The sequence below is a fragment of the Ramlibacter sp. PS3R-8 genome (assembly GCF_037572435.1).
Classification (GTDB): Bacteria; Pseudomonadota; Gammaproteobacteria; order Burkholderiales; family Burkholderiaceae_C; genus Ramlibacter.
On sequence record NZ_JBBHGT010000001.1, the window covers coordinates 1,434,200 to 1,446,524 of the forward strand.

8 protein-coding genes are annotated in these 12,325 nt (G+C 68.5%); 6 read left to right on the forward strand and 2 right to left on the reverse strand.

Annotation, left to right across the window (positions count from 1 at the left end; translation table 11 throughout):
• Positions 1 to 114 precede the first annotated feature (114 nt).
• Both hemL and thiD read right to left on the reverse strand, forming a co-directional pair.
• Positions 115 to 1,419, reverse strand: a complete 1,305-nt coding sequence (gene hemL, locus WG902_RS06775) for a glutamate-1-semialdehyde 2,1-aminomutase (RefSeq protein ID WP_340059186.1) — start codon at positions 1,417 to 1,419, stop codon at positions 115 to 117.
• Positions 1,403 to 2,323, reverse strand: coding sequence for a bifunctional hydroxymethylpyrimidine kinase/phosphomethylpyrimidine kinase (gene thiD, locus WG902_RS06780; RefSeq protein WP_340059187.1), 921 nt, complete (start codon positions 2,321 to 2,323; stop codon positions 1,403 to 1,405). The genes hemL and thiD overlap by 17 nt, the downstream gene beginning before the upstream one ends.
• 114 nt (positions 2,324 to 2,437) lie before the next feature.
• Between thiD and WG902_RS06785 the strand changes: the two genes are divergently transcribed.
• The 6 genes from WG902_RS06785 to WG902_RS06810 are packed head-to-tail and all read left to right on the forward strand — an operon-like array spanning position 2,438 to position 12,250.
• The gene (locus WG902_RS06785) at positions 2,438 to 2,590 is read left to right on the forward strand and encodes a rubredoxin (protein WP_445263658.1); all 153 of its coding nucleotides are present in this window, start codon (positions 2,438 to 2,440) and stop codon (positions 2,588 to 2,590) included.
• Positions 2,591 to 2,616: 26 nt separating this feature from the next.
• Positions 2,617 to 3,039, forward strand: a complete 423-nt coding sequence (locus WG902_RS06790; protein WP_445263659.1) for a response regulator — start codon at positions 2,617 to 2,619, stop codon at positions 3,037 to 3,039.
• A 15-nt stretch (positions 3,040 to 3,054) separates the two neighbouring features.
• Positions 3,055 to 3,420 (forward strand): response regulator transcription factor, encoded by a 366-nt coding sequence (locus tag WG902_RS06795; protein WP_332826578.1) that lies wholly within the window; start codon positions 3,055 to 3,057, stop codon positions 3,418 to 3,420.
• Between the two features lie 26 nt (positions 3,421 to 3,446).
• Entirely contained in the window at positions 3,447 to 3,977 is a 531-nt protein-coding gene (locus WG902_RS06800; RefSeq protein ID WP_340059190.1) for a chemotaxis protein CheW, read from the forward strand.
• 20 nt (positions 3,978 to 3,997) lie between these two features.
• Positions 3,998 to 6,253, forward strand: a complete 2,256-nt coding sequence (locus WG902_RS06805; RefSeq protein WP_340059191.1) for a methyl-accepting chemotaxis protein — start codon at positions 3,998 to 4,000, stop codon at positions 6,251 to 6,253.
• Positions 6,254 to 6,268: 15 nt separating this feature from the next.
• A complete protein-coding gene (locus WG902_RS06810; protein WP_340059192.1) occupies positions 6,269 to 12,250 on the forward strand; it encodes a hybrid sensor histidine kinase/response regulator in 5,982 nt (1,993 codons plus the stop codon).
• Positions 12,251 to 12,325: the final 75 nt, after the last annotated feature.

Below are 12,325 nucleotides of genomic sequence, written 5' to 3' on the forward strand. Positions count from 1 at the left end.
CAGAAGGCGCAGAAGTTACGCAGAAATCGCAGAAGAACAGCCAATAAGAATTGGTTTCCCTTTTGCGTCTTCTGCGTAACTTCTGCGCCTTCTGCGTCCGGTTGTTTGGTTTGGCTATAGAGCGCGGAAGACTTCGCGAGCGATGCTGATGGTCTCCGCGATGTCCTCATCGCTGTGCGCCGAACTCACGAAGCCCGCCTCATACAGCGCCGGCGCGATGTACACGCCGCGGTCCAGCAGGCCGTGGAACAGCTTGGCGAACTTGGCCGTGTCGCTCTTCATCACCGCCGCATAGTTCTGCGGCAGGCGGGACAGCAGGAAGAAGCCGAACATGCCGCCTTCGCAATCGCCGGCGAAGGGCAGGCCGGCCCCGGCCGCGGCGGACGTCAGGCCTTCCACCAGCATGCGTGTCTTCTGCGCCAGCGCCTCGAAGAACCCCGGCCGCGCGATCTCCTGCAGCGTCGCCAGCCCGCAGGCCGTGGCGATCGGGTTGCCTGACAAGGTGCCGGCCTGGTACACCGGGCCGAGCGGCGCCAGGTTCTCCATCAGCGCGCGCGAGCCGCCGAAGGCCGCCAGCGGCATGCCGCCGCCGATCACCTTGCCCAGCACCGTGATGTCGGGCGCAAAACCGGGCAGCGCCCTGGCATAGACGGACTGCGCACTGCCCAGCGCAACGCGAAAACCCGTCATCACCTCGTCGAACACCAGCAGCGCGCCATGCTGGGTGCACAGCTCGCGGCAACGCTGCATGAAGGGCAGGCTGGCCCGCACGAAGTTCATGTTGCCGGCGATCGGCTCGATGATCAGGCAGGCCAGGTCCTTGCCATGGCGGGTGAAAGCTTCTTCCAGTTGCGCGACGTTGTTGTATTCCAGGACCAGCGTGTGCTGCACCACCTCCGGCGGCACGCCGGCACTGGTGGGGTGGCCGAAGGTAGCCAGGCCGGAGCCGGCCTTCACCAGCAGCGCATCGGCATGCCCGTGGTAGCACCCTTCGAACTTGATGATGCGGCTGCGGTTCGTGGCGCCGCGCGCCAGGCGGATCGCGCTCATCGCCGCTTCCGTGCCGGAGCTCACCAGCCGCACCATCTCGACCGACGGCAGGTGCCGCACGATCTCCTCGGCAAGCTCCACTTCCCGCTCGGTCGGCGCGCCGAACGAAAAGCCGTCCTGCGCGGCCCGCTGCACCGCCTCCAGCACGCGCGGGTGGCCGTGGCCCAGGATCATGGGACCCCAGGAACCGATGTAATCGATGTGGCGCTGTCCGTTGGCGTCCCAGAAGTACGCGCCTTGCGCGCGCTGCACGAAGCGCGGGGTGCCGCCGACGGCGCGGAAAGCGCGCACCGGCGAATTCACGCCGCCGGGGATCAGCGCCTTGGCGCGGTCGAACAACTGCTGGTTGCGATCAGTGCTTGGTGTCATGCGCGGGAAAGTCGAAACCGGGGACGTCGGGGCCGGGCTCGTCGCCTTCCGCATCGGCCTGCGCCCAGAAGAGGCGGTCGGGCACGACGTGGCCCATGCCCGGCCGGAAGCCGCCATCGAGGCAGCGATCGAGATAGGCGAGCGCTTCGCTGGCGGCCGCGGGCAGGTCGGAGCCACCGGCCACCAGGGCGGCGAGCGCGGCCGACAGCGTGTCGCCGGCGCCGGAGAACACGGCGTCGAACCGCTCGAACTTCTCGCTGGCCAGCACCGTCTGCGGCGTGGCGAGCACGTTCTCGACGAACTGGTCGGGCAGCGGCACGCCGGTGACCAGCGTGTACGGGACGCCCATCTCCGAGGCCGCCTTGGCGATGTCGCGGGCGGTCGGACTGCGCTCACTGTTCCAATCCGGCAACAGCCAGCGCCACAACGTGCTGTGGTTTCCAACCAACACGGTTGTCTGCGGCAACATCAGCTCGCGGAAGGCATCTTCGTAGATGTCCGCAGGGCCTTCGTCCCACCAGGAAAGCGCCGGCATGTACGAGATGACGGGCACGTCGGGATAGTCCGCGGCGATCTCCGCGATGGTGCTCAGGATCTCCGGGCTGCCGACGAAACCGACCTTGATCACCTGCACCGCCACGTCCTCGAGGATGGTGCGCGCCTGCTCTGCGACGGCGTCCTCGTCGAAGGCGAAATGGTCGAACACTTCTCCAGTGTCGCGCACGTATGCGCCGGTCACCACCGGCAGCGGATGCGCGCCGACCGATGCGATCGCGGTCACGTCGGCTGCGAGACCACCCGCGCCGCTCGGATCGTTGGCGTTGAACACCATCACGCAGGCCGGTCCTGCATCCTCGCCATCGGGCTCCGATGGCCTGGTCTGGATAGGTGTGGAATTAGTCATGGGCCGTTCGAATCGCCTGCCTCGCTCCAGTGGGAGCCTAGGAAACTGGCCTCTATAGAATCCGTTGCATTCTATTCCAACCCCCCTTAAGCTGTGATTGATAGCAAAACCTGGATGTGTCTGATTTGCGGGTGGATTTATGACGAATCCGCCGGTGCTCCCGAACACGGCATCGCCCCCGGAACCCCGTGGGAGCAGGTGCCGATGAACTGGACCTGCCCCGAATGCGGTGCGCGCAAGGAGGACTTCGAGATGGTCCAGATCTGATTCGTGCGGCGTTGGGATGAAGAGGGATGCCGCACCTTCCGAAGTTACAAAATGAGGAGCGGCATCAAGTGAGCACCACAGGACTGAAGGTGCTGGTGATCGATGACAGCAACACCATCCGGCGCAGCGCGGAGATCTTCCTGAAACAGGGTGGGCACGAGGTGATGCTTGCCGAGGACGGCTTCGATGCCTTGTCCAAGGTCAACGACTACCAGCCCAACCTGATCTTCTGCGACATCCTCATGCCGCGGCTCGATGGCTACCAGACCTGCGCCATCATCAAGCGCAACGCCAGGTTCTCGTCCGTTCCGGTCGTCATGCTGTCCTCCAAGGACGGCGTGTTCGACAAGGCGCGCGGCCGCATGGTCGGCTCGCAGGACTACCTGACCAAGCCGTTCACGAAGGACCAGCTGCTGCAGACGGTGCAGCAGTTCGGTACCGCCAAATAACAAGGAGGAGATGCCATGGCCATCCGCAAAGTGCTCGTTGTGGACGATTCGAAGACGGAACTGATGTTCATGACGGATCTGCTGCAGAAGAAGGGGTTCGCCGTGAAGACGGCCGAAAGCGCCGACGACGCCTTCAAGCGTCTCGGCGAGGAAAAGCCCGACCTGATCCTGATGGACGTCGTGATGCCCGGCCAGAACGGCTTCCAGCTCACCCGTGCCATCACCCGCGACCCCAAGTTCGCCGACGTGCCGATCATCATGTGCACGAGCAAGAACCAGGAAACCGACCGGGTCTGGGGCATGCGCCAGGGCGCGCGCGACTACATCACCAAACCGGTGGACGCCGACGAACTCATGGCCAAGATCAAGGCCCTGGGTTGAAGGCGGCGGTCTAGCAGTACCCGACCATGGCCAACCGCGAAGCCCTCCGTGAGCTCCAGAGCCGGCTGGCCAGCCGGCTGCAGACCGCCCGCACGCAAGGCGTGCAGGCCGGCTGGCTCGCCGTCGAGGCGGCCGGGCGCAACTACCTCTTCCCCCTCACCCAGGCGGGCGAGATCTTCCCCTACGCCGCCACGCAGGCCGTGCCCTATACCCAGAGCTGGTTCCTGGGCGTGTCCAACCTGCGCGGCGGTCTCTACGGCGTGATCGACCTCGCCAGCTATGTCAGCGGCCAGCCTCCGGCCCAGCGCTCCGATGCCAGCCGCGCGGAGTCGCGCCTGGTGGCGCTCAACGCACTCCTCGAAGTGAATTGCGCCCTGCTCATCGACCGGCTCGCCGGCCTGCGCAACACCGACGCCTTCATCGCCTCCGGTGCGGCGCCGGAAGGCTCGCCCGACTATTTCGGCAGCGGCTACACCGATGCGAGCGGCGCGCACTGGCAGGAAATCAACCTGCAGACGCTCTCGCAACAACCGCAATTCCTCAGCATCAGCGCTTAGTCTTTCCGAAGGCCTGCATCATGTCCGCTCTTTCATTGAAAAACCTGTTCGGCAAGAACCAGCCGGAGGACGTCGATCCCTCCGTCACCCAGGACCTGAGCCTGGGCAACGACGGCCACACCGCCTCCATCGAAGCCGGCAGCACGCAGGGCAACGCCGGCGCCGAGGGCCTCGACGACGACTCGATCACCGAGGAAGTCGACCAGGCGGAACTGATCAGCGTTCCGCTGTTCGGCCGCCGCACCACCGCCACCCACCAGCGCATCCTGTTCGTCCTGCTGGCCGCCTCGCTGTTCGTGCTGGGCGGCGTGGCGATCTTCGCGGTGCGGCAGGCCGACACGGTCGCCTTGCAGGTGGCGGGTACCGGTAACTCGCTGATGCAGTCGCAGCGCCTGGCCAAGTCGGTGTCGCAGGCCCTGATCGGCAGCCCGCAGGCCTTCCCCGACGTCAAGGAATCCTCCGACGTGCTGGCCCGCACGGTGCGCGGCCTGAAGGAAGGCGACGCCGAGCTGCGCCTGTCGCCCGTGTCCGAGCAACTGCAGCCCGACCTGGCCAAGGTGGTGCCGCTGATGGAGCGCGCCGAGAAGAACGCCAAGACGGTCCTGAGCCAGCAGAAGATCCTGACGCAGGTGGGCACCGCGCTGCGCACCATCAACCGCCAGTCGTCCGACCTGCTGGAAATCGCCGAGACGGTGTCGTCGCTCAAGCTGCAGCAGAACGCCAACCCGGCCGAGATCTCCGCCGCCGGCCAGCTGGTGATGCTGACGCAGCGCATCGGCAAGTCCGCCAACGAGTTCCTGACGATGGAAGGCGTGTCGCCCGAAGCCGTGTTCCTGCTCGGCAAGGACCTGAACTCCTTCAAGGAGATCTCGCAGGGCCTGCTGGAAGGCAGCCCGGAGCTGCGGCTGGCCGGCTCCAAGGACGAACAGACCCGCGAGCGCCTGGGTGCGCTGCTGGCGCTGTACGAACAGACCCGCACGCAGGCCGGCGCCATCCTGGGCAACCTGCAGGGCCTGGTGTCCGCGCGTGAAGCGCAGGCCTCGATCATTGCCGACAGCGAGTCGCTGCGCCGCAACCTGGAAGACCTGCAGGGCAAGCTGTCCGCGCAGACCGGCCTGGGCGCCGGGCCGCTGGCCGCGCTGATCATCGCCGCCGCCTTCGCCGTCGCCTGCGCCTTCGGCCTGGCCTACGTGCAGCTGCAGGACAGCCGCAACCGCCAGCAGCGCTCGGAATCGATGCGCCAGGAAGCGGAGCGCCAGGAGCAGGAAGCCAAGCGCGTGAACGACGCCAACCAGGCCGCCATTCTTCGCCTCATGAACGAACTGCAGTCGGTGGCCGAGGGCGACCTGACGCAGGAAGCCACGGTGACCGAGGACATCACCGGCGCCATCGCCGACTCGGTGAACTACACGGTGGAAGAACTGCGCCAGCTGGTGGGCAACGTGCAGGCCACGGCCACCAAGGTGGCGGCCACGACCGCGCAGGTGGAATCCACCTCCACCGAGCTGCTGGCCGCGTCCACCGAGCAGCTGCGCGAGATCCGCGAAACCGGCCAGTCGGTGCTCGACATGGCGGGCCGCATCAACACCGTGTCCGGCCAGGCGCAGGAATCGGCCCAGGTGGCGCGCCAGTCGCTGCGCGCCGCGGAAACCGGCCTGCAGGCGGTGCAGAACGCCATCGGCGGCATGAACGGCATCCGCGACCAGATCCAGGAAACCTCCAAGCGCATCAAGCGGCTGGGCGAGTCGTCCCAGGAGATCGGCGAAATCACCGAACTGATTTCCGACATTACCGAACAGACCAACGTGCTGGCCCTGAACGCCGCCATCCAGGCCGCGTCGGCCGGTGAAGCCGGTCGCGGCTTCTCGGTGGTTGCCGAAGAAGTGCAGCGGCTGGCCGAACGCTCCGCGGACGCCACGCGCCAGATCTCGGCGCTGGTGAAGGCCATTCAGACCGACACGCAGGACGCCGTGGCCGCCATGGAACGCTCGACGCAGGGCGTGGTGGAAGGGGCCAAGCTGTCCGACAACGCGGGTACCGCGCTGACCGAGATCGACCAGGTGTCGCGCCGTCTCGCCGAGCTGATCGAGCAGATCGCCTCCTCGGCGTCCCGTGAAGCCGAGTCCGCCAACGTGGTGGCCGGCAACATCCAGCACATCTTCGCGGTGACGGAGCAGACGGGTGAGGGCACGCGCTCCACCGCCCAGCAGGTGCGTGAACTGACCCGGATGGCGGAAGAACTGCGCCAGTCGGTTTCGCGGTTCAAGATCGCGTAAGCCGCAACCAGTCCTATGCAAGCAGCAGCCCAAGAGCAGGATCTCGCGAACAACGACCTGGGCCCATTGGCCTGGGTGCTGGACGAGCTTCGCAAGTCCCTGGAGTCCGCTTCGTCCGCGCTGCGCCGCTTCGTGCGCGACGCCGCCCAGGCGCGCGGCGAGGACATGGCGTCGGTCGACGCGGGGCAGCTGCGCATCGCGCGCCAGCACATGCACCAGGCCGTCGGCGCGCTGGAGATGGTGGGCCTGGCGGCGCCGGCGCACATGCTGCGCATCATGGAAGGCGCGGCGCAGAAGTTCATCGAGCGTCCCGAGCTGTGCACGGAGGCGGCCGCCGGCAAGGTCGAGCGCGCCGGCTTCGCCTTGACCGAATACCTGGAAGCGCTGCTGGGCGGCAAGGCCGTCTCGCCGCTGTCGCTGTTCGTGCAGTACAAGGACGTGCAGGAAGTGTGCGGCGCCGACCGGATCCACCCGGCCGACCTGTGGGGCATCGACTGGCGCTGGCACGACTTTCCCACCCCGGCTGCCGCGCAACCGCTGCACTACGACGCGGCAACGCGCTCGCGCATGGACCAGGGGGTGCTGCGCATCGTCAAGACGGCCGACCCTGCCGCCGGCCGTGACCTGGTGCAGGTGTGCCTCGGCCTGGCCGCGGCGCAGACCGCGCGCCAGCCGAAGATCTTCTGGAAGATTGCCGCCGGCTACTTCGACGCCATCGGCCTCGGGCTGCTGCCGGCCGACCTGTTCGTCAAGCGGGCCGCATCGCGCGTGCTGCTGCAGTACGCGTCGCTCGCCAAGGGCGACACCGGCGTGTCCGACCGCCTGGCGCAGGACCTCGTGTTCTTCTGCGCGCAGGCGATGCCTGCGCAGCCCGCCGACGCCCCGGCGCTGGCCGCAGTGCGCGAAGGCTACTTCCTCACCGCCACCCGGCCGGTGGACTACGCCACCAGCCCGTTCGGCCGCTTCGACCCGGTGCTGCTGGCCCAGCTGCGCAAGCGCATCGGCACGGCCAAGGAAACCTGGTCGGCGCTGTCCGGCGGCGACACGCACAAGATCAAGAGCGTGGTGGACCAGTTCACCTCGGTCTGCGACACGCTGGTCAAGCTGTATCCGGCCAGCGCGCCGCTGGCGCAGGCGCTGCTGTCTGCCGTCGAGGCCGTCAGCCGCTCGACCCGCGCACCCAGCGCCGAACTGGCGATGGAAGTCGCCACCGCGGTGCTGTACCTGGAAGCCGCGTTCCAGGACCTGGATCCCAACGACGCCGAACTTGCGCAGCGCACCGCTCGCCTGGCCGACCGCCTGAAGAAGGTGGTGCAGGGTGGCCAGCCCGAGCCGCTGGAGCACTGGGTCGAGGACCTGTACCGCCGCGTCAGCGACAAGCAGACGATGGGAAGCGTGGTGGGCGAACTGCGCGGCACGCTCAACGAGCTGGAGAAGCTGCTCGACCAGTTCTTCCGCAACCCCGCCGAAAAGGGCCCGCTGCGCGAAGCGCCGAACTTCCTGGCGCAGATGCGCGGCGTGCTGTCGGTGCTGGGCCTGGACCAGGCATCGCACGCCGTCATGCGCATGCGCGATTCGGTCGAGAACATCATCGTCACCGAGATCGACGAGGAGAAGGCGCGCGCTGCCGGCACTTTCGACAAGCTCGGCGCCAACCTGGGCGCGCTCGGCTTCCTGATCGACATGCTGAACTACCAGCCTTCGCTGGCAAAGAAGCTGTTCGTGTGGGACGACGACCAGGGCGAGCTGCGCCCGCTGATGGGCCGCGTGCCGGATTTGCATGCCGCACCGAGCGTGCTGCCAGCGGAAGCGCCGCTGGACTTCGCACCCGTGGCCGCTCCGGCCGCCGCACCCGCGCCGGTCGCGCCGCTTCAACCCGCGGTGGCCGCGGCGCCCAAGGTGGCGGCTGTTCCGGCCCCGGCGGCGAGTTCCGCGTCCGTCAAGGCCGAAGAGGACGACGACGGCGAAGAGGAACTGCGCGACATCTTCCTGGAAGAAGCCCGCGAAGTGGTCGTCAACGGCCTGGCGGCGCTCGAAGCGCTGGCCCAGGAGCCGGGCAACCTGGCGGACCTGACGACCTTGCGCCGCGCGTTCCACACGCTCAAGGGCAGCTCGCGCATGGTCGGCCTCAACGAGTTCGGCGAGGCCGCGTGGTCGCTGGAGCAGGTGCTCAACACCTGGCTGGCCGACCAGAAGGAGGCCACCGACGACCTGCGGGCGTTGTCCACGCAGGCGCTCAAGGGCTTCGGACGCTGGATCGAGGACATCGACGCGCGTGACGACGCAGCCTGGAGGCCGGCTGCCTTCCGCACCGCCGCCGACGCGCTGCGCACCGAGTCCCGGCTGGTGTCCATCCAGATGCCGGAGGCCGAAGCCACGATCTCCTCGCGCGCACAGCTGCAGGCGCTCGATCTCCCGGCCGAAACCCCGCCGCAGGATGCCGCGATCGTTTCCACGCTGCTCGCGTTGCACGACACGGGGCCATCTGCCGGCCCCGCCGCGCAAGCCACGCCCCCGGCCCCGGACCTGCCCGCGTTCGACCTGAGTTTCGACCTCGACACGGCGCCGACGGAACCGGCCTCCCTCGCCGCCGCGCCTGCGGCGCAACTGCCTTCCTTCGAGCTGGACTTTCCTGGCGCCGAAGAGAACCTCGAGCGCGCCGCCGCGACGCAACCGGCCGAATTGAGCGCCGACGAGTTGCCGCCCGAATTCGCGGACTTCGGCGAGCTGCCCGAACTGGCGACCACGGCCATCCTGCCGAAGGCGGAATTGCCGAAGCCGCCGATCGAAACCGCGATCGAGATCGAGGGCATCGACTTCTCCAGCCTGTCGGCCGTGACGGGCCCGGTGACCACCGCTGCCGCCTCCGGCGCCGCCGACTTCTCGTTCGACTGGCCGCCCGCCGCGCCGCCGACGCAAGCCGAAGCGGACCTCGATGCCGCGGCGCTGTCGCGCGACGAGCAGGTGAAGGTGATCGGTAGCCTGCGCATCGGCATCCCGCTCTACAACGTCTACCTGAACGAGGCGGACGAATGGTCCCGCCGCCTGGCCACCGAGATCAGCGAGTGGACGCTGGAGATGAACCAGCGCGTTCCGGACTCCACCGTCGGCTGGGCGCACGCGCTGGCCGGCAGTTCGGCGACGGTCGGCTTTCACGCGCTGTCGGAGATCGCTCGCGCCCTCGAGGGCGCGCTGCAGCACACGCAGTCGCTGGCCTGCGGCACGCCCGACCACGCGCGCACCTTCACCGAAGGGGCGGAAGAAGTGCGGCGCCTGCTGCACCAGTTCGCCGCCGGTTTCCTGAAGGACCCGGAGCCGCGCCTGCTGGAGGCGCTGCAGGTGTTGAAAGATGCCGAGGGCGAGCCCCGCACCGAGTCCCCGCCGCCGGAGCGCAGCTCTGGATTCGGCCTGCTCGAGTCGCCGCCCCCTGCCCGCCGCCCCGCTCCCGCGCCGGCGCCGGCGCCGGCCCCGGTGGTCGCTTCCGGGCCCGTGGCGCAGCCCGCCGCGCTGACGGTCAGCATCAACAAGGCGCCGGTCGCCAGGGTGCAGGAAGAAGAAGAGATCGACGTCGTCGACGCGATCGACCAGGACCTGTTCCCGATCTTCGAGGAAGAGGCGGCCGAACTGATGCCGCAACTGGGCAGCGCCCTGCGCGCCTGGGCCGCGCACCCGGATCACCGCGAGCCGCGCGACGTCGTGCTGCGCGCGCTGCACACGCTCAAGGGCAGCGCCCGCCTGGCCGGCGCGCTGCAGCTCGGCGAGCTGTCGCACCGCCTGGAGTCCGAAGTCGAATATCTGGGCCACGACAACATCGCCTCGGCCGACATCGAGGCGCTGCTGCAGCGCTTCGACACCATGCAGGCGCGCTTCGACACCCTGCGCGCCACCGGCGGCTTTGCCCCGGCGGAGCCGACGGTGGGCGCACCGCTTCGAGCGCCATCCGCGCCGCGGCATGAGCCCATCGAGGAGCAGCCCGCGCCCGTCGCCAAGGCTGACGCGCCCGTCGCCAAGGCGGCTGACGCACCGGTCGCGCAACCGGCCGTGCCGGCAAGCGCCGCACAGCCGACGGTCACGCGCACCGCCGTGGCAATGCCTGCCGCCACGTCCGTGGCGCCCTCGCGCCAGGCCGCCAACCAGGCGGTGCGCGTGCGCTCGCAGCTGCTCGACCGGCTGGTGAACCAGGCCGGCGAAGTGATGATCACCCGCTCGCGGCTGGAGGCCGAGCTGCGCCAGCTGCGCGGCTCGCTCGGCGACCTCACCGGCAACCTGGACCGCCTGCGCGGCCAGCTGCGCGAAATCGAGGTCCAGGCGGAGTCGCAGATGCAGTCCCGCATGGCGCAGGCCAAGGACACCGCCGCCGGCTTCGACCCGCTGGAGTTCGACCGCTTCACGCGCGTGCAGGAACTGACGCGCCTGATGGCCGAGTCGGTGAACGACGTCGCCACCGTGCAGCGCAACATCCACCGCGTGGTGGAAGCGACCGAAGACGACCTGATCGCGCAGGCCCGCCAGACGCGCGAGCTGCAGCGCGACCTGCTGCGAACGCGCATGGTGGAGTTCGACGGCATCTCCGACCGCATGTACCGCGTGGTGCGGCTGGCGGCCAAGGAAACCGGCAAGCAGGTCAAGCTGGACATCCTGGGCGGAACCATCGAGATGGACCGCGGCGTGCTGGACCGCATGACGCCGGCCTTCGAGCACCTGCTGCGCAACTGCGTGGCCCACGGCATCGAGATGCCCGAGCGCCGCAGTGCGGCCGGCAAGGATGCTTCCGGCCAGATCCGCATCGTGGTCAAGCAGGAAGGCAACGACGTCTCGGTGGAATTCCAGGACGACGGCGCCGGCCTCGACATCCTGCGCATCCGCGAAAAGGCGCTGCAGCAGGGCCTGATCCGGCCGGACCAGCAGCTGTCGGACGCCGACGCCGCCAACCTGATCTTCATGCCCGGTTTCTCCACCGCGCAGCAGATCACCGAGTTGTCCGGGCGCGGCATCGGCATGGACGTGGTCCGCGCCGAGGTCAACGCGCTCGGCGGCCGCATCGAAACGACCACGCAGGCCGGCCACGGTTCCGCATTCAAGCTGGTGCTGCCCCTGACCACCGCGGTGACGCAGGTGGTGATGATCCGCTCCGGCAAGTTCGCCTTCGGTGTGCCCGCCAACCTGGTGGAACTGGTGCGCCGCGCCAGCCAGAAGGAAGTGCAGCAGGCCTACAACGCCGGCACTTTCGAATTCGCCGGTGAGCCGTTGCCCTTTTTCTGGTCGGGTGCGCTGCTGCAGTCCTCCGCGCGCAGCAACGAGCCGCAAGGCAAGACGGTGCCGCTCGTGGTGTTCCGCTCCGCCGCCCAGCGCGTGGTGCTGCACGTGGACGAAGTGCTGGGCAACCAGGAAGTGGTGGTGAAGAACCTCGGGCCGCAGCTGGCCCGGCTGCCCGGCCTGGCCGGCATGACCGTGCTGGCATCCGGCGCCGTGGTCCTGATCTACAACCCGGTCGCGCTGACGCAGGTGTACGGCGTGCAGGCGCGTCAGCTCAGCGCCGACCATGCGCAGCCCGACGTGCTGGAGCAGGCCGGCCAGCCGGCGCGTCCCGCCGCGCAGGTGATGGCCGCGGTGCCCGCCGTGCCGCTGGTGCTGGTGGTGGACGACTCGATCACGGTGCGCCGCGTCACCCAGCGCCTGCTGGCGCGCGAAGGCTACCGCGTGGCGCTCGCCGCCGACGGCCTGCAGGCGCTGGAGCGGCTGGCCGACGAGCTGCCGTCGGTGGTGCTGTCGGACATCGAGATGCCCCGCATGGACGGCTTCGACCTGGCCCGCAACATCCGCGGCGACGCGCGCCTGGCGCACCTGCCGATCGTGATGATCACGTCGCGCATTGCCGAAAAGCATCGCGAGCACGCCAAGGAACTGGGCGTGAACCACTATCTCGGCAAGCCGTACTCGGAAGAGGAGTTGCTGAGCCTGGTGAAGCATTACTGCGTGAGCGCGGTGACTGCCTGACCGGTTCGTGCATTTGCAGAAGCGCCCTTCGGGGCGCTTCTGCTTTGGGTGGCCGGCGGTGACTTAGGCCGGCGG